18 protein-coding genes are annotated in these 17,701 nt (G+C 68.0%); 9 read left to right on the forward strand and 9 right to left on the reverse strand.

Features of this window, described 5'->3' with window-relative positions:
- Nucleotides 1–48 precede the first annotated feature (48 nt).
- Both FN976_RS12875 and FN976_RS29475 read right to left on the reverse strand, forming a co-directional pair.
- Nucleotides 49–612: an HNH endonuclease gene (locus FN976_RS12875; RefSeq protein ID WP_145893440.1), complete on the reverse strand. Its 564-nt coding sequence runs from the start codon at nt 610–612 to the stop codon at nt 49–51.
- Nucleotides 613–643: 31 nt separating this feature from the next.
- Nucleotides 644–775, reverse strand: a complete 132-nt coding sequence (locus FN976_RS29475; protein WP_255440392.1) for a hypothetical protein — start codon at nt 773–775, stop codon at nt 644–646.
- Between the two features lie 642 nt (nt 776–1,417).
- Between FN976_RS29475 and FN976_RS12880 the strand changes: the two genes are divergently transcribed.
- The 5 genes from FN976_RS12880 to FN976_RS12900 all read left to right on the forward strand — a co-directional run bounded on the left by FN976_RS12880 (nt 1,418) and on the right by FN976_RS12900 (nt 7,498).
- Nucleotides 1,418–2,476, forward strand: a complete 1,059-nt coding sequence (locus FN976_RS12880) for an SPFH domain-containing protein (RefSeq protein ID WP_145893441.1) — start codon at nt 1,418–1,420, stop codon at nt 2,474–2,476.
- A gap of 93 nt (nt 2,477–2,569) precedes the next feature.
- Nucleotides 2,570–4,054, forward strand: a complete 1,485-nt coding sequence (locus FN976_RS12885) for a DUF4178 domain-containing protein (RefSeq protein ID WP_145893442.1) — start codon at nt 2,570–2,572, stop codon at nt 4,052–4,054.
- An 18-nt stretch (nt 4,055–4,072) separates the two neighbouring features.
- Nucleotides 4,073–4,294, forward strand: coding sequence for a DUF350 domain-containing protein (locus FN976_RS12890; protein WP_145893443.1), 222 nt, complete (start codon nt 4,073–4,075; stop codon nt 4,292–4,294).
- Between the two features lie 4 nt (nt 4,295–4,298).
- On the forward strand, nt 4,299–5,852 hold the full coding sequence (locus tag FN976_RS12895; protein ID WP_145893444.1) for a polyamine aminopropyltransferase: 1,554 nt from the start codon (nt 4,299–4,301) through the stop codon (nt 5,850–5,852).
- Nucleotides 5,831–7,498 (forward strand): FAD-dependent oxidoreductase, encoded by a 1,668-nt coding sequence (locus FN976_RS12900; protein ID WP_145893445.1) that lies wholly within the window; start codon nt 5,831–5,833, stop codon nt 7,496–7,498. The genes FN976_RS12895 and FN976_RS12900 overlap by 22 nt, the downstream gene beginning before the upstream one ends.
- On the opposite strand, the gene FN976_RS12905 is transcribed toward FN976_RS12900, so the two are convergent.
- From FN976_RS12905 to FN976_RS12920, 4 genes are all read right to left on the reverse strand, one after another.
- Entirely contained in the window at nt 7,381–7,785 is a 405-nt protein-coding gene (locus FN976_RS12905; protein WP_145893446.1) for a phosphopantetheine adenylyltransferase, read from the reverse strand. The genes FN976_RS12900 and FN976_RS12905 overlap by 118 nt on opposite strands.
- 73 nt (nt 7,786–7,858) lie before the next feature.
- The gene (locus FN976_RS12910) at nt 7,859–8,278 is read right to left on the reverse strand and encodes a GFA family protein (protein ID WP_145893447.1); all 420 of its coding nucleotides are present in this window, start codon (nt 8,276–8,278) and stop codon (nt 7,859–7,861) included.
- Nucleotides 8,278–9,024, reverse strand: a complete 747-nt coding sequence (locus FN976_RS12915) for an enoyl-CoA hydratase/isomerase family protein (RefSeq protein ID WP_145893448.1) — start codon at nt 9,022–9,024, stop codon at nt 8,278–8,280. Before FN976_RS12915 ends, FN976_RS12910 begins: the two co-directional genes overlap by 1 nt.
- On the reverse strand, nt 9,021–10,418 hold the full coding sequence (locus FN976_RS12920) for an aminopeptidase P N-terminal domain-containing protein (protein WP_145893449.1): 1,398 nt from the start codon (nt 10,416–10,418) through the stop codon (nt 9,021–9,023). The genes FN976_RS12915 and FN976_RS12920 overlap by 4 nt, the downstream gene beginning before the upstream one ends.
- Nucleotides 10,419–10,500: 82 nt before the next feature.
- On the opposite strand from FN976_RS12920, the gene FN976_RS12925 reads away from it, so the two are divergent.
- Both FN976_RS12925 and FN976_RS12930 read left to right on the forward strand, forming a co-directional pair.
- Nucleotides 10,501–11,379: a hypothetical protein gene (locus FN976_RS12925; protein ID WP_145893450.1), complete on the forward strand. Its 879-nt coding sequence runs from the start codon at nt 10,501–10,503 to the stop codon at nt 11,377–11,379.
- Nucleotides 11,380–11,462: 83 nt separating this feature from the next.
- The gene (locus FN976_RS12930) at nt 11,463–12,038 is read left to right on the forward strand and encodes a class I SAM-dependent methyltransferase (protein WP_145893451.1); all 576 of its coding nucleotides are present in this window, start codon (nt 11,463–11,465) and stop codon (nt 12,036–12,038) included.
- A gap of 17 nt (nt 12,039–12,055) precedes the next feature.
- On the opposite strand, the gene murU is transcribed toward FN976_RS12930, so the two are convergent.
- Complete coding sequence (gene murU, locus FN976_RS12935; protein WP_145893524.1) at nt 12,056–12,739, reverse strand: N-acetylmuramate alpha-1-phosphate uridylyltransferase MurU; 684 nt, start codon at nt 12,737–12,739, stop codon at nt 12,056–12,058.
- A gap of 14 nt (nt 12,740–12,753) precedes the next feature.
- On the reverse strand, nt 12,754–13,131 hold the full coding sequence (gene speD / locus FN976_RS12940; RefSeq protein WP_145893452.1) for an adenosylmethionine decarboxylase: 378 nt from the start codon (nt 13,129–13,131) through the stop codon (nt 12,754–12,756).
- A gap of 109 nt (nt 13,132–13,240) precedes the next feature.
- Here speD and tkt point away from each other — a divergent pair, with 109 nt between their 5' ends.
- Both tkt and gap read left to right on the forward strand, forming a co-directional pair.
- On the forward strand, nt 13,241–15,271 hold the full coding sequence (gene tkt / locus FN976_RS12945) for a transketolase (RefSeq protein WP_145893453.1): 2,031 nt from the start codon (nt 13,241–13,243) through the stop codon (nt 15,269–15,271).
- A gap of 117 nt (nt 15,272–15,388) precedes the next feature.
- Entirely contained in the window at nt 15,389–16,387 is a 999-nt protein-coding gene (gap, locus tag FN976_RS12950; RefSeq protein ID WP_145893454.1) for a type I glyceraldehyde-3-phosphate dehydrogenase, read from the forward strand.
- A 77-nt stretch (nt 16,388–16,464) separates the two neighbouring features.
- Here gap and FN976_RS12955 read toward each other — a convergent pair whose 3' ends face one another.
- Nucleotides 16,465–17,502 (reverse strand): alpha/beta hydrolase family protein, encoded by a 1,038-nt coding sequence (locus FN976_RS12955; protein ID WP_186510867.1) that lies wholly within the window; start codon nt 17,500–17,502, stop codon nt 16,465–16,467.
- Nucleotides 17,503–17,701 lie beyond the last annotated feature (199 nt).

Below are 17,701 nucleotides of genomic sequence, written 5' to 3' on the forward strand. Positions count from 1 at the left end.
GCCCCCGCCCAACTCGCACCACATGGTGCTTTTTCTCACGCTGCGGCTTCAGCTCAGCCGCGATCCTTTCGGCAGGCGCGCCGCCAGCCATTCATGCACGTCCGCGCGGATCGGCCGGCCCTCGAGCAGGAAGCTCTCGAAGCGGCTGGGTACGTACGGCAGGAACAGCAGCGGCATGCGCGCCTCCTCGGGCGTGCGGTCGGCCTTCCGGCCGTTGCATGGCGCGCACGCCGCGACCAGGTTCATCCAGCTCGCGGCACCGCCGCGCGATGCGGGCACGATGTGCTCGCACTGCAGGTCGCGCTCGGCGAACACTTCGCCGCAGTAGGCGCACGTGTGCCGGTCGCGGCGGAACAGCTTCAACCTGGTGAGGCCGGGCGTCACCTCGAACAGGTTCAGCTTCGCATGGCCGCGCAGGGCGATGATGGGATGGATTTCCAGCAGCGACTGGCGGCCGGCGGCCACGTTGTAGCCGCCGCGCAGCACCGCCAGGGGGCCGGCGCCTTCCTGCCACGCCACGGAGCCACCGGCGTAGTGCAGCGCCGCCTCTTCCAGCCCGATCCAGGCTTGCGGCGTGCCCTGGATGTCGAGTTGCAGGACGGTGCGGTGCATGTCGTTTCTCCTTGTCGTTCGTCGGTGTTGGCTACCACTCGCCGGACAGCCGCACGCGTTGCGCGAGATCGGCTTCGTCGGCGCCATGGGCCATGCCGGGCCGATGACGCAGCAGCAGGAAAGCCGCGCGGCACCAGGCCTGGAGGGTCTTGATCAGCGTCATCGCGGTTTTCCTTTCCTGTTTCATTGGTGAGTGGATGAAGCCACTTCGGCTGTGCCCAGGCGCGAGTGGCCAGCAAGCTGGCCCGGTGCTCTCGCTGCACAAGGGGCGCGACCCCTTGCACATCCCGTCCTGCCGTTCCCGCGGCTGCGCGCGGACGGTGGTGCGTGGGCACACCCGGAGTGGTTTCTCCTGCGGGGTTGGCGGCCGACCAGGTTCGGCCGTCATGCCCCGCGGCAAGTTGTCAATGAGCGCGCGCTGCGGCCGGCGATGCGGCTGCCGCGGCCCCGAAGGGCGAAAGGAAAAAGCAAAAAGGCCCGGATCCTTGCGGAGTCCGGGCCTCTGTGAAGAGAGGGTGCTGGAGGCGCTGCTACGCGTCTCCCGCTTCCGGACTGCCGATCGGATCCTCGCTGCCGCAAAGCGGCCGCCCATACCCGGCCTGGCCCGCGTGGCGGGTCAGGTGGCTGGCAATGGCGAAAGCGGTTTTCACGATGGTTTCCGAAGGCGAATGGGATTCGATGGACGGACTGTAAATAGTCTTTACCGTGACGTCAAGCGAGCCGCGGTCCGAGGGGCGGCCGGCGTCGCATTTGCAACACAGCCCCCAGCCGCTATCATGGCCCGCTCAACCTGGAGGAGCGGACCATGGCGCTGATGGATTTCATCAAGAAACAGTTCATCGACATCATCCAGTGGACGGAGGACGGCGAGGGCACGCTCGCCTGGCGCTTCCCGATGCGCGACATGGAAATCCAGTACGGCGCGTCGCTCACGGTGCGCGAGTCGCAGATGGCGGTGTTCGTCAACGAAGGCAAGATCGCCGACGTGTTCGGGCCCGGCATGTACAAGCTGACGACCCAGACCATCCCGGTCCTCACCTACCTGAAGAACTGGGACAAGCTGTTCGAGTCCCCGTTCAAGAGCGACGTCTACTTCTTCAGCACGCGCCAGCAGGTCGACCAGCGCTGGGGCACGCCCCAGCCCATCACCATCCGCGACAAGGACTTCGGCGCCGTGCGCCTGCGGGCCTTCGGCAACTACAGCTACAGCCTGGCCGAGCCGCGGGCCTTCCACACCAAGATCTCCGGCACGCGCGAGCTGTACACGGTGGGCGAGCTCGACGGCCAGCTGCGCGGGATGATCCTGCAGCACATCTCGGACGCCATCGCGCAGAGCGGCATCCCCTTCCTGGATCTCGCGGCCAACCAGATGGAATTCGCCGCGGCCCTGCACAAGGAGATGGCGCCGGCGTTCGAGGCCATCGGCCTGCGGCTGGAAGGCATGACGGTGCAGAGCGTCTCGCTGCCGGAAGAGCTCCAGAAGATCATGGACCAGAAGATCGGCATGGGCATGATCGGCAACGACATGGGCAAGTTCATGCAGTACCAGACGGGCCAGGCGATCCCCGAGATGGCGAAAGCCGCCGGCTCGGGCGGCGGCAGCATCGCCGGCGACGCCATGGGCCTGGGCGCCGGGATGGCGATGGGCCAGGTGCTCGCGCAGAACATGCAGCAGGGTCTGCAGGGTGCGCAGAACCAGGCGGCGGCAGCTGCCGCCGCTGCGCAAGGCGCGGCGGCCTCCGCCGTGAAGCCGGAAGACGTGATGGCCACGCTGGAAAAACTCGGCGAGCTGAAGACCAAGGGCATCCTCACGCAGGAAGAGTTCGACGCCAAGAAGGCCGAGCTTCTGAAGAAGCTGGTGTAGAGAGGCTTGTCATTGCGGGCTTGACCCGCAATCCATCGTGGCGTCCTGACATGCCGCCATGGATCCCGGGTCGAGCCCGGGATGACAACCAAGATGGCCACCTCTTCCACGCAACGCACCTACACCGCGCCCTGCCCGGGCTGCGGCGCGCCTGTGGCCTTCCGCAGCGCGCAGTCCACCCACGCCGTCTGCAGCTTCTGCCAGAGCACCGTGGTGCGCGACGGCGACACGCTGTCGCGCATCGGCAAGATGGCCGAGCTGTTCGACGACCACAGCCCGCTGCAGCTGATGGCCCAGGGGCGCTTCCAGGGCAAGGCGTTCACGCTCGTTGGGCGCCTGCAATACAGGAGCGGCAGCGGCAACTGGGCGGAATGGATCGCGCTGTTCGACGACGGCAGCCAGGCCTTGCTGGCCGAAGACAACGGCGCCTACGTGATGGCGTTGCCGGCCAGGCTGGAACGCGAATTGCCGCAGGCGCAACAACTGCGCCTGGGCGCCACCACGGCGGTGGGCGGCAAGGCTTACAGCGTCGCGCTGAACGAGGAAGTGGCGCTGGTCTCGGCCCAGGGCGAACTGCCCAAGCTCCCGCCGCTGGGCAAGACCTTCCCGATGGTGGAGCTGCGCAGCGCCGACAACGAGGTGCTCTCCATCGACTACGGGGCCGAGCCGCCGGCGCTTTCCAAAGGCCGGCCGGTGGAGCTGGAGGAGCTGAAGCTCTCGGGGCTGCGCGAGGAGAGCACCAAGGAGACGGCGGCCCGCCAGTTCAATTGCCCGAATTGCGGGGCGCCGGTCGAAGTGATGCTGGCCGACAGCAAGAGCATCACTTGCCGCGCCTGCAACAGCCTGATCGACCTGCAGCAAGGCATCGGCGGCCAGCTGTCCCACGCGATCCAGGACGAACCGGTGCAGCCCGTCATCCCCCTGGGCACCGCGGGGCAGTTGCAAGGCGTGCACTGGCAGGTGGTGGGATACCAGCACCGGCTGGGGACCGAGCCGGACGACCCCGACGAGCATTTCGGCTGGGACGAGTACCTGCTCTACAACCGCAAGCGCGGCTTCGTCTTCCTGGTGGACACCACCGAGGGCTGGAGCCTGGTGAAGCCCGCCACCGGCGCACCCACGCTGTCGCAGAACCAGCAGACCGCCAGCTACCTGGGCACCACGTACCAGCAGCAGTATGCGTACAAGGCCGAGACCACCTACGTGGCCGGCGAGTTCTACTGGCCGGTGGCGCGCGGCCACACCTCCTTCAACCGCGACTACGCCAAGGGCAAGAGCCTGCTCTCGATGGAGGAGACGCCGAAGGAGCGCACCTGGTCGGTCGGCAACAAGATCGAAAGCGACGCCGTCGCCAAGGCGTTCGGCCTGGAAGCCAAGAAGGACCTGCTGCAGCGCGGCGATGCCGGCCCGGTCAGCGGCAAGGCCGGCCTGGGGTGCGGCTGCGCCACCCTGTTCATCATCGTGTTCGTCATCCTGGTCCTGGTGATGATGGTCAAGGCCTGCGACGACGAGAACCGGGGCACGGGCAGTGGCATCCGCTCCGGCGGCAGCTGGTCCAGCGGCGGTTCCCACAAATGAATTTCTCCGGAGGTCATCATGAATCTTGAGTGGCTGAAAGCCAGTGCCTTTTTCGGCTCCATCCTGTACGCGCTGGTCGGCGTCGTCGTGTTCCTGCTGACGTTCATCGTCATCGACAAGATCACCCCCTACAACCTGTGGGAGGAGATCGTGGAGAAGCAGAACGTCGCGCTGAGCATCGTCGTCGGGTCGCTGGCGCTGGGCGTCTCCATCATCGTGGCCGCCGCAGTGCACGGCTAGGCACGTGGCTGCCGTCCCCGGGGAGGCGCCGCCGGCCGCGGCGACTTCCCCGCGCCCCCTGGAAGTCGCGCTCCTGGCCTCGGTTTTCGTGGTGGCCGCCTGCGGGCTGGTCTACGAACTCGCGGCGGGCGCGCTCGCTTCGTACGTGCTCGGCGACTCGGTGCTGCAGTTCTCCACCGTCATCGGCACCTACCTGTTCGCCATGGGCGTGGGCTCCTGGCTTTCGCGCTTCTTCGAGCGCCAGTTGCCGGCGCACTTCCTGCGCATCGAGCTGCTGGTGGCACTCATCGGGGGCGGATTGCCGGCGCTGCTGTTCCTGGCGCACGCCTGGCAGCCGGGCGCGTTCCGCGTGCTGCTGTACGGCATGGTGCTGCTGGTCGGCATGCTGGTGGGCCTGGAGATCCCGCTGGTCATGCGCATCCTCAAGCGCGACGTGGCCCTGAAGGAGCTGGTGTCGCAGGTGCTGACCTTCGACTATCTCGGTGCGCTGGCGGTGTCGGTGGCCTTCCCGCTGCTGCTGGTGCCGCAGCTGGGCCTGATCCGCACCGGCCTGCTGTTCGGGCTGATGAATGCGCTGATCGCCGTGTGGGCGCTCTGGCTGTTCCGGCACGAACTGCGGCGCTTCGGCGCCCATGCGGTCGCCTGCTTCCTCACGGTGGGCGTTCTGGGCGCCGCCTTCGCCGGCTCGCAGCAGATCACCTCGCTGGCCGAGGACAAGTTCTACCAGGACCGCATCGTGCTGGCGGAAAGCTCGCCCTGGCAGCGCATCGTGTTGACGCAAGGCCGTGGCGGGCTGCGGTTGTTCCTGAACGGCAACCTGCAGTTCGCGCAGTCCGACGAGTACCGCTACCACGAGGCGCTGGTGCACCCGGCGATGGCGGGACACGGCGCCCCGCGCAAGGTCGCGGTGCTGGGCGGCGGCGACGGACTGGCCGTGCGCGAAATCCTTCGCTACCCGGACGTGGAGAGCGTCACGCTGGTCGAACTCGATCCGAACATGACGCGCATCTTCGCAGCGGACCCGGCGCTGGCCGCCTTGAATGCGGGCGCATTGAAGTCACCGAAGCTGCGCATCGTGCATGCGGACGCCTTCAAGTGGCTGCTGGAGACGGCCGAAATCTACGACGTGATCGTCGTGGACTTCCCGGACCCGACCAACTTCTCCATCGGCAAGCTGTACACGAACGCCTTCTATGCGCTGCTGGAGCAGCGCCTGGCCGCGAGCGGCTACGCCGTGGTGCAGACCACCTCGCCGCTCGTGGCGCGCCAGAGCTTCTGGACCGTGGCAACGACGATCGAGTCCGTGGGCTTGCGCACCTATCCGTACCATGCCAACGTGCCCAGCTTCGGCGAGTGGGGTTTCATCATCGCCAGCCGGCGGCCCTGGCAGCCGCCCGCGGCTCTGCCGGGCGGCCTGCGCTTCCTCACGCCCGCCGGCGTGCCGCCGCTGTTCCAGTTCCCGAACGACATGGCGCGTGTGCCCGCCGAGGTGAATCGGCTGGCCAACCAGGTGCTCGTGACGACTTACGAGCGCGAATGGGGCAAGGTGCATCCGTGAGTGAGCAGGAAACTCCTCCCCCCTCCGGGGGGAGGTTGGGAGGGGGGCTCGCGCGCCGAGCCTTCCTGCTGGCGCCAGCCGCGCTCGCCGCCTGTACCGCCAAGACCGAAATCACCGGCGCCTTCGCCGGCGCCAGCGCGGAACGCGGCCACCTGCTGCGCAACCCGCCGCCGCCCCAGGGCGCGCGCATCGAGCGCCGCACGCGCGTCGTCATCGCCGGCGCAGGCATCGCCGGCCTCGCCGCCGCCCGCGCCTTGCGCCAGCGCGGCATCGAAGACTTCGTCGTGCTGGACCTGGAGGACGCCGCCGGCGGCAACAGCCGTCCTGGGCAGGTCCAGGGCGTCGCCTGTCCCCTGGGCGCGCACTACCTGCCGGTCCCTGGCGACCCCGCACGCGAAGTGCAGGACCTGCTGGAAGACCTGGGCGTGCGCCGGCGGGTCGCCGGCCGCTGGACCTACGACGAGCGCATGCAGTGCCATGCGCCGCAGGAGCGCTTGTTCTTCCAGGGGCAATGGCAGCCCGGCCTGCTGCCGGTGCTGGGCGTCGGTGCCACCACGCTCGCGCAGTACACGCGGTTCTCGCAGGAGGTCGAACGGCTGCGCGAGAGCGGCCACTTCACGATCCCGGTGCGCAACCAGCGCGTGCTGCATGCGCTGGACGGCGAGCGCTTTTCCGATTGGCTGGACCGGCACGCCTTGACCGACCCGCAGCTGCGCTGGCACCTCGACTACTGCTGCCGCGACGACTACGGCTCCGGCACGGCCGCGGTGTCGGCCTGGGCCGGCCTGCACTACTTCGCCGCGCGGCACGGCTTCCATGTTCCGGGAGGCGAGGACGATGACGGTGAGCACGAGCCGCTCCTGACCTGGCCCGAGGGCAATGGCTGGCTGACGCGGCGGCTCACGGAGCCGCTGGGCGAGCGCGTGCGCACGGCGCGCGTGGTCACGCGCATCGCCGAACAGCGCCATGGCGTGGAGGTCGATGTGTTCGACGCCGTGGCGCGCCGGCACGAACGCTGGCAGGCCGCGCATTGCATCGTCGCACTTCCGGCCTTCGTGGCGGCGCGCGTGGTGGTGAACGCGCCGCCGCCGCTGCGGGCGCTGGCGGGCCGCACGCGCTACGCGCCCTGGATCGTCGCCAACCTGCACCTGCGCGGACCGATGAGATCCGCGCCTGGCGCCGCATTGGCCTGGGACAACGTGGTGTACGGCTCGCCGCAGGGCCTGGGCTACGTGGTCGCGACGCACCAGAGCCTGAACCCGGCACCCGGCCCCACGGTGCTCAGCTGGTATTGCGCACCCGGCGAGGCGGCGCGCGCCGAGGTCCTGCGCCAGCCGTGGACGCACTGGCGCGACCGGGTGGTGGCGGAACTCGCGCAGGTGCATCCGGACTTGCCGGGACAGCTGACGCACGTGGAGGTCGCGCGCTACGGCCACGCGATGGCGATTCCGGTGCCGGGCGCACTCGCGCAGTTGCCGGCCGCGCCGCGCGGCCCACGCATGTCTTATGCGCACAGCGACTGGGCCGGCTATTCGATCTTCGAGGAGGCGTTCACGCTGGGCCACCATGCGGGCCATGCCGCGGCGGCCGCCACGAGCAACAGCGCCAGCGCGGCCAAGTCCATGGCGAACACGCGGCCGACCTGAGCATTGGCGCCGCCGACGGCCCACGCGATGACAATGAATGAAACCACGCTGATGAAGCCGCCGATCCAGGCCAGCGGCTGCAGCGCCGGCCGGAAAGCGCTCGTGCACAGGAACAGGCCGAGCAGGCCGAACAGCACCGCGCGATGCCGCAACAGGATCTGCAGGTTGGGCTCGGTCGCATCCACGCCGTAGAGCGACGCAAGCCGGGCGGCGCCCAGCACGCCGGCGAGCGGCAGCAGGTGGATCAGGCCGACGAGAAAAAGGGCGATGGCGGGCAGGTGGCGCATCGGCCCTTGTATCGGATTGTGGCGCGGATGCCCATGACTTGCGAGGTCAAGTCCGACGGTGCGTGATCGGGCTTCAGAGCTCGCAGGCCCCGGGCGGCACATAAGCGCCAGCATGTTGCGGGAGTCCATCCGTGACGGTCCACCAGCTGCTGCCGGACGCCGTATAGGCATGCCAGGCCACACCGACCTGCGCCGGCTCGTCGATCAAGCCTGCGCGGACCCGCAAGACACCGGGCAGCGCTGCCCGCCGGCTGAACACCGGCGAGCCGCAGCGCCCGCAGAACGCCCGCTCCTTGCCCGGCGACGACTCGTAAGTCTTCATCAGACCTTGCGAATCGGTCAGCCGGAACGCGGAGACAGCAACCGGCGTGATGGCCGCGAAGGCGCTGCCTTGGGCCTTGCGGCACTGGGTGCAATGGCAGACCTCGATGGGCGACAGTGGCGCGCTGATCTGGAAGGTGATGTTGCCGCAAAGGCAGCTTCCGGTATGCATCAAAGCACCTCGTCAAGCCTGGAGGGATTGGCCGGAGGCGCGCTCAACGGGCTGAGCCGCCGGTGGATCTGCGCCTCGCGCGCGAGGACCGCGGCGAAGTCGCCCACGGCCTCCTGGTGCAGCCCGCGCTTCGCCTCCGCCAGGATGCGCGAGTCCGCCGCGGCGAGCTGGCCGGCGATCGCGCTCACCCGCGCTTCGAGCGCGCCGGCGGTCGGTTCCACCGCCCAGAGCAGGCCCCAGTTGTCGGCCTCGGCGGCACCGAACGGCTGCCCGAGCAGGAGGGCGCCCTTGGCCTTGGCCAGCCCGATCTTGCGGGGCAGCAAGGCCAGGGCGCCGCCGGTCGCGAACAGCCCCACGGTCACTTCGGGCAGCATGAACTGCGCGTCGGCGGACGCCACCACCACGTCGCAATTGAGCAGCAGTTCGAGCCCGGCGCCAACGGCCCACCCGTGCACCGCCGCGACGACAGGCTTGGGACACGCCATCAAGGCAGCGGCCAGGTTCTGCAGTGCTTCGACGAATTCGCCGGTGGCGGGATCGTCACGGTCCTTGCCGGCGCAAAAGGCGCGGCCCTCGCCACGCAGCACGATCACCCGGACGGCCGGGTCCTGGCTGGCGGCGGGCACCGCGGCCAGCAACTCGCGGGCCAAGCCCAGTGTCAGCGCGTTCAGCCGTTCCGGCCGGTTCAGCCGCAGGGTCAGCACGCCCGCGTGCGGCCCGTCGCGCAGCAGCATCGCGGCGCTCACCCGCGCATCAGCGCTTCGATCTCGTCGGCCTTCACCGGCACGCCGCGCGTGATCAGCTCGCAGCCCTGCGCGTTGACGATCGCGTCGTCCTCGATGCGGATGCCGATGTGGTGGAACTGTTCCGGGACGCCCTCGCCGGGGCGCACGTAGATGCCCGGCTCGATGGTGAGCACCATGCCCGCCTGCAGGATGCGGCTGGGCCGGTTCTTGATGATCTCGCCGGACAGCGGGTCCTTGCGTTCGCTCACGCTGCCCAGTTCCGCGGGCTCGACGTAGCTGCCGCAATCGTGCACGTCCATGCCCAGCCAGTGGCCGGTGCGGTGCATGTAGAACTGGAAGTAGGCGCGCTGCTCGATCACGTCTTCGAGCGAGCCCACCTTGTTCCTGTCCAGCAGGCCGACGTCCAGCATGCCTTGCGCCAGCACCTTCACCGCAGCCTCGTGCGGATCGGTGAAGCGGGCGCCGACCTTGGTGGCGGCGACCGACGCCTCCTGCGAGGCGAGCACGATGTCGTACAGCGTGCGTTGCGGGCCGGTGAACTTGCCGTTGGCCGGGAAGGTGCGCGTGATGTCGCTGGCGTAGCCGTCGAGCTCGCAGCCGGCATCGATCAGCACCAGCTCGCCGGCGCGCACGGGCGCGACGTCGGCACGGTAGTGCAGCACGCAGGCATTGGCGCCGGCGGCGACGATCGAGCTGTAGGCGGGGTATTGGGAGCCGCCGGCGCGGAACTCGTGCAGCAGCTCGGCGTCGAGGTGGAATTCGCGCACGTCCTTGCCTTCGCGCAGCATCCGCGCGCAAGCCTGCATGGTGCGCACATGGGCGCGGGCGCTGATGGCCGAGGCGCGCCGCATGATGTCCTGCTCGCGTTCGTCCTTCACGAGGCGCATCTCGTCGAGCACCGAGCACAGGTCGCGCTGGTTCTCAGGGCACAGGGCGCCGTAGCGCACGCGCGCGCGCACCTGGTTCAGCCAGCCGGCCACGCGCTGCTCCAGCCCGGTGTGGATGGCGAACGGGTACCAGACGGTGGCCTTGTTCTCCAGCAGCTTGGGCAGCTGCGTGTCGAGATCGGCGATGGAATGCGCGGCGTTCACCGCCAGCGCGCCAACGGCGGCGTCCGGGCCCAGCCGGTAGCCGTCCCAGATCTCGCGCTCCAGGTCCTTGGGCTGGCAGAACAGGGTGCTGGTGCCGTCGCCGGTGACCACCAGCCAGGCGTTCGGCTCGGTGAAGCCCGTCAGGTAATAGAAGTAGCTGTCGTGGCGGAACAGGAAATCGGAATCGCGGTTGCGCGGACGCTCCGGCGCGGTCGGGATGAGAGCAATGCCGTTGGCCCCAAGCTGGGCCGCCATGCGGGCGCGGCGCTGGGCGTAGACAGAGGTGGGCACGGTGGTGTTCATGGCTCCGATTGTCGGCCCAATGGGTTTTTTCGGCACGCGAAGCGCAGAATGTTGCTCGGCAATCAAACCGAGGAGCATCTCCATGGCACCCCGTTTTCTTGCAGTACTCCTGGCGTTCCTGTTGGCCGCCTGCGGTGGGGGCGAAGCCCCGTCAGCGGCGGGCAGCGCGCAGAAGGCGGCCGTTTCCACCTTCCAGGGCACCGGCACCTACTGGGTGCCGGCGGAGCCTGGGACAGGGTTCTTCTTCGAGGCCCAGGGCTCGACCGGGGTCATCACCTTCTACACCTTCGCCGACGACGGCCGGCCCGACTGGGTGGCCGGCAACGGCTTCTTCTCCGATGGCGGCGGGGCCAAGTTCCACTTCAGTGGCAACCTGCAGCGCAACAGCGGCGGCCAGACGGCCACGTCGACCGTGCCGAAGACCCCCACGAGCATGCCTGCCGGCACCGTCACCGTGGTGTTCGAAGGCGACCAGGCCCAGGTCCAGCTTGCCGGGCGCTCCTACACCGCCGAGCGCTTCTTCAGGACCGGCCAGGGCACGGCGCCCACGGCGCAGCAACCGGAGACCGGCATCTACTGGAACCCGGCCGAAGGCGGACGCGGCTTCACCATCGAGGTGAACAGCAACGTCGCGACGGTCGCCATCTTCCACTACGCCGATGACGGCCGGCCGACCTGGAATCTCACCGCGATGCAGCTCTCGGGGGGCTCGGCGGTGGGTGCCTCGGGCGACCTGTTCGGCTACACCGGCGGGCAGACCTTGACAGGCTCCTACAAGAAGCCGACCTCGAGCATGGGCGGCAGGTTCGCCCTCTCGTTCAGTGCTGCCTGCAGCGGCCAGCTGGGCTTCCCCGGGATGGCACCGATTCCGGTGCAGCGGTTCCCGTTCGGTTCGCTGCCGGCGGGCTCGGAGTGCCGGACCCCGCAGACCGGCACGCCCCAGGGGCCCATCGGGTATTGACCCGGCCGGCCGGCCGGTGCCCGAGGCCGAGTTCGCCGCAGCCCCGAACCCTAAAATGCTGCGCGAACCAACGAAGGCACCAATTGGGCAAGAAGCTGAACGTCGGCTGCGGCCGCAACATCCAGGCGGGCTGGATCAATCTCGACGCCGCGGCGCTGCCGGGCGTGGATGTCGTCGCGGACCTCGACCAGTGCGCGCAGAAGCCACTCCCCTTGGGCGACAACGAGGTCGAGGAATTCCTGCTGTCGCATGTGCTGGAGCACCTGCGTCACCCGCTGCCGTTGATGCAGGAGCTGCACCGAATCGCGCAGCCGAACGCGTTGGCCATCGTGCGAGTGCCCTACGGCTCGACTGACGAGGCGTTCGAGGACCCCACGCACGTGCGCCAGTATTTCCACGGCAGCTTCGGCTATTTCTCGCAGCCTTTCTACTGGCGCGCGGACTATGGGTTCCGGGGCGATTGGCAGCCGGAGAAGATCCACCTGATGGTGCCGCAGAACGAAAACGTAGGCCTCTCGCCGCAGGCGGTGATGCAGAAGATCCTGACGCTGCGCAACCAGGTGCGCGAGATGGTCGTCGAGCTGCGGGCGATCAAGCCGGTGCGGGAGCCGCGGGCCGAGCTGCAGCGGGCGCCGGAAGTCGAACTCGTGCTGGTCTGAGGCGGCGCCCCGGTGGCTCAAGCGCCCGCATTGAGCAGCGCCAGCCGGTCGGGGGTTCCCACGTCGACCCATTCGCCGGTGTAAACCTCCGCCGTCACTTGCTCGCGGCCCATCGCCTGGCGCAGGATGGGCGCGAGGGGCAGCTTCAAGCCCGACGGATTGCCGGCCGCCAAGTGGGCGAACAGCCCGTGGCGGAGCAACGCCGCCGTCGAATAGGTGAAGCGCTCCTCTGCCTGGCTCAGTGCGATGCCATCGGCGCGCAGGCCGAAGTCACCCTTGGCGTTGTGTTCCGGGTTCGGCACCAGGAACAGGTGGGCCAGCTTGTCGCCGCGCGCGAACCGCTCCAGCGCAGCGGGGGCGAACTCGAAGTCCGGCATGTAGACGTCGCCCGCCACCAGCCAGAAGACTTCGTCCAGCAGCGGCAACGCGCGCACGATGCCGCCTGCCGTCTCGAGCGCGCCGCCGAAATCGCGGCCTTCATGTGAATAGGCGATGCGCACGCCGCCAGACGCCGCGCCGAACCGGTCTTCGATCTGCTCGCCCAACCAGGCGGTGTTGACGACGGCCTCGGTGACGCCGCCCCGCGCGAGCGCTTCGAGGTGGTATTGCAGCAGCGGCTTGCCACGGACTTCGAGCAGTGGCTTGGGGCAGCTGTCCGTCAGGGGCCGCATCCGCTCCCCACGTCCCGCCGCCAGGATCATGGCCTGCCCGGCCACTAGTCTTCTTCCCCGCGGTCCAGCGAGCGCTGCTCCGTCCACTCGGGCTGGAAGCGCTCCACCAGGGCCAGCATCAGGTTGCGTGCCTTCACGGTGTGGTCGCCGCCGAAATTGCACACGTAGACGTCGCAGGTCACGGCCTTCTGTTCGGGCCAGGTGTGCAGGCACACATGGGATTCGGCCAGCAGCACCGTGGCCGTCACCCCGCCCGGGCCCTTGTCCGTGCCGGGAAAGGTGTGGAACAGTCGGTTCACGACCTGCAGTCCCGTCGCCTCGACCGCTGCCGCGACCCACGCGCCCAGCTTCTGCGCGTCGGTCAGCCAGGCGGCTTCGCAGCGGCATTGGTAGAGGTCGGCGGTGAGGTGCAGGCCTTTCATGCCTCCACTGTATGCGATGGAGGATGGCCGGCCGGTGTCCAAAGCCGGGCTGCGCCCAGCAAGTAAAATCAGGGGTTTCCCTGATCCCCACCCCGGAGCTGCCCCCGAAATGGCCAACGATTCCCTGATGGCGAACGCGATTCGCGCGCTCGCCATGGACGCCGTGCAACAAGCGAACTCGGGCCATCCGGGCGCGCCCATGGGCATGGCGGACATCGCCGTGGCCCTGTGGCACCGTCACCTGAAGCACAGCCCGAAGAACCCGAAGTGGCCCGACCGTGACCGTTTCGTGCTGTCCAACGGCCACGGATCGATGCTGCTCTATGCGCTGTTGCACCTGACGGGCTACGACCTGCCCATCGGCGAGCTGAAGGGCTTCCGCCAGCTGCACAGCAAGACCCCCGGCCACCCCGAAGTGGGCGTCACGCCCGGCATCGAGACCACCACTGGCCCGCTCGGACAGGGCATCACCAATGCCGTGGGCATGGCGCTGGCCGAAAAGCTGCTGGCCGCCGAGTTCAACCGCGACGGCCACACCGTCGTCGACCACCAGACCTATGTGTTCCTGGGCGACGGTTGCCTCATGGAAGGCATCAGCCACGAGGCCTGCGCGCTGGCCGGCGCCTGGAAGCTGAACAAGCTGGTCGCGGTGTATGACGACAACGGCATCTCCATCGACGGCCAGGTCACGCCCTGGTTCATCGACGACACGCCGGCACGCTTCAAGGCGTACGGCTGGAACGTGATCGGCCCGGTCGATGGCCACGACGTGGAAGCCGTGAGCCGTGCCATCGCCGACGCCCGCCGCAGCGCCGAGAAGCCGACGCTCATCGTCGCCAAGACGCACATCGGCAAGGGCTCGCCGAACCGCGCCAACACCGCCAAAGCCCATGGCGAGCCGTTGGGCGCGGAAGAGATTGCGCTGACCCGCACCGCCATCGGCTGGGCGCACACGCCGTTCGAACTGCCGCAGGCCGTGTACGACGAATGGGATGGCAAGGCCAAGGGCCAGGTGGCCGAAGAAGAGTGGGACCAGCGCTTCGCCGCCTACCGCGCCGCGCACCCCGAGCTGGCCGCCGAGTACCTGCGCCGCATGAACGGCGAGTTGCCGAAGAACTTCTCGCAAGTCGCCGTCGATGCCGCGGTGGCGGCGCACGCCAAGGCCGAGACCGTCGCTTCGCGCAAGGCCTCGCAGATCGCGCTGGAAGCCTTCACGGCCGCCCTGCCCGAGATGCTGGGCGGCTCGGCCGACCTCACCGGCTCCAACCTCACCAACACCAAGAGCACGCCGCCGCTGCGTTTCGACCAGGCCGGTGAAGTGAAGCGCACCGAAGACGGAAAGATCGGCCGCCACATCAATTACGGCGTGCGTGAGTTCGGCATGGCCGCCATCATGAACGGCATCGCGCTGCATGGCGGGTACATCCCCTACGGCGGCACCTTCCTCACCTTCAGCGACTACAGCCGCAATGCCATCCGCATGGCGGCGCTGATGAAGCAGCGCGTGATCCACGTGTTCACGCACGACTCCATCGGCCTGGGCGAAGACGGCCCGACGCACCAGTCGGTGGAGCACGCGGCCAGCCTGCGCCTGATCCCGAACCTGGACGTCTGGCGTCCCGGTGACACGGCCGAGACCGCGGTGGCCTGGGCGGTGGCGCTGCAGAACACCGACCGGCCGACGGCGCTGCTGCTGTCGCGCCAGAACCTCCCCTATGCGCCCAAAGCGGGGCTGGACGAGATCAGCCGTGGCGGCTACGTGCTGGCGGAGCCGGCGGAAGTCGGCCTCGCCAAGAAGGCGCAGGCGGTGATCATCGCCACCGGTTCCGAAGTGCAGCTGGCGCTGAAGGCGCAGGAGCTGCTGGCGCAAGGCGGCGTCGCCGTGCGTGTCGTGTCTGTGCCCAGTACCAGCACCTTCGATCGGCAGGATGTGGCGTACAAAAGCGCCGTGCTGCCCGCGGGCGTCCCGCGCATCGCGGTGGAAGCCGGCGTCACCGATGGCTGGTGGAAGTACGGCTGCGCGGCCGTGGTCGGCCTCGACACCTATGGTGAGTCGGCGCCGGCCAGTGCGCTGTTCAAGTATTTCGGTTTCACGCCGGAGAATGTCGCGGACACGGTTCGCGCCGTGTTGAAAAAATGACTTGTCATCCCGGACTTGATCCGGGATCCATCGTGGCGCTGCACCACACCGCCATGGATTGCGGGTCAAGCCCGCAATGACAGCCGGGTAAGGGTTTCGTTTTTCAGGAGCAATGACATGGCGATCAAGGTAGGCATCAACGGCTTCGGCCGCATCGGCCGCAACGTGCTGCGCAGCGCGGTGGCGAACTTCTCCGACATCGAAATCGTCGGCATCAACGACCTGCTGGAGCCGGACTACCTGGCCTACATGCTGCAGTACGACAGCGTGCACGGCCGCTTCAAGGGCGACGTCTCGGTCGAGGGCGGCACGCTGATCGTCAACGGCAAGAAGATCCGCCTGACCCAGGAGCGTGACCCGGCCAACCTGAAGTGGGCCGACGTCGGCGCGGATGTCGTGATCGAATCGACGGGCCTGTTCCTCGACAAGGACGGCGCGGGCAAGCACCTGGCCGCTGGCGCGAAGAAGGTCATCATCTCCGCCCCGTCCAAGGACGACACGCCCATGTTCGTGTTCGGCGTGAACGACAAGACGTACAAGGGCGAGGCCATCATCTCCAACGCCTCGTGCACCACCAACTGCCTGGCCCCGCTGGCCAAGGTGGTCAACGACAAGTGGGGCATCAAGCGCGGCCTGATGACCACTGTGCACGCCGCCACCGCGACGCAGAAGACCGTGGACGGCCCCAGCAACAAGGACTGGCGCGGCGGCCGCGGCATCCTGGAAAACATCATCCCGTCTTCCACGGGCGCGGCCAAGGCCGTCGGCGTGGTGATCCCCGAGCTGAACAAGAAGCTCACCGGCATGTCGTTCCGCGTGCCGACGTCCGACGTTTCCGTGGTCGACCTCACGGTCGAACTGAACAAGGAAGCCAGCTACAAGGAAATCTGCGCGGAGATGAAGGCGCAGAGCGAAGGCGCGCTGAAGGGCATCCTGGGCTACACCGACCACAAGGTGGTGGCCACCGATTTCCGCGGCGATGCGCGCACGTCGATCTTCGATGCGGATGCCGGCATCGCGTTGGACGGCACTTTCGTCAAGCTCGTGTCCTGGTATGACAACGAGTGGGGCTACTCGAACAAGTGCCTGGAGATGGTGCGGGTGGTGGCGAAGTAGCCAGCCTCGTCATTCCCGCGGAGGCGGGAATCCAGAGCTCCCAGGAAGCGCGCCACCGGCGCGCTTTTTCTTGGCGCTCACCTGGCCGTTTCTGCCAATGCCCTTTGAAAGAATCCCGTGATGGCCTTGTTGATCCGCGGCACTTGCGTACTGCGGTCGAATTCAGGCGGATCCTGGATGAGGTCCGGAAACCCGCCTACTTCCGGGAGCGGACCGAGCAGCGCGCCGTGCCCGCCAGACTCGACATTCAGAAGATGCTCGCAGGAACGGCACGCGGCGACAACGACGTCGCTGTGGAACCGGGGGACCAGCCAGCGATCATTTTGTGCGCTGATCAGTGCGAGAGCGACTTTGGGTTGCCGCAGCGAATCGGGATCGAAGTCAGCAGCGAATGGCACACCTGCCGCCACAGCGACGATTCGGCGATCCACGTGCTCGTACCAGGCGGGATCATCGAACTTCCGGTCGTTGATGGCGTTGACGATCGTCTTCTTGAGGCCATCCAGCATGCCTCCGGTCAATGCCACCGACGGGCCAGCGCAGGCGTGGAAATCCTCGGCGATGTTCAGTCTACAGTGTTCGCGCAGCCGGGAAGGCGACCAGCGTCCGCCGGCCAAAGTGAGCGCCGTGTGTCCACCAGCGGACATGCCGAACATGCCGACACGGTCGAAATCCAGGCGCGAAGCGAACGCCCGTTCCCGCGCCAGTCTGTCGATGGAGCGGGAAACCTCCAGGGGACGGCGGCGCCAGGCGGGGGGCCCGGGATCGCTCGCGTCCTTGTGGTTGTCGGCATGGTGCTCCGGCAGAACGACGGTGAAGCCGGCGTCCACCAGCGAACGTACAAGGTCGTAGTGGGCCCAGGGCGACCCAGGCGAGCCATGCGAAATCACGACGAGGCGTGCGCTGGCCGCCGTCGGGACCGCATCGATCGCGACGTCGAGTTGGAAGCTGCCCCTCTGCGCGGTTGCAGGGGCCGATCGCGTTGGATAGAAGACGGTGACGGGGCCTGAAACCGCGTTGGCCGGCAGTTCGACCATTCCGACCCTTGCGTGAGCCGCCACCGCCATTGCGGCCAGAGCGGCGGCGAAGACCCTCTTGACGTTGAAGTGGAGCATTTGTGCTGGTGGTGAAGTTCGGGTGCGCAGAGTAGCAACGCGATGGGGCTTGCGGCTTGAACGAAAAGGCTGCGAGGGCAGCCGCTTTGTTCAAGCCCCGCCGGCCTTCGAGGGGAAGAATTCGTTCTGTCACCACACGGAGCGATGCACATGTCCAACTTCTCGATTCAGATTCGTCCCCACGTTGATGCCGAACTCC

The sequence above is a fragment of the Caenimonas sedimenti genome, from assembly GCF_007833165.1.
GTDB classification, from domain to species: domain Bacteria; phylum Pseudomonadota; class Gammaproteobacteria; order Burkholderiales; family Burkholderiaceae_C; genus Ramlibacter; species Ramlibacter sedimenti.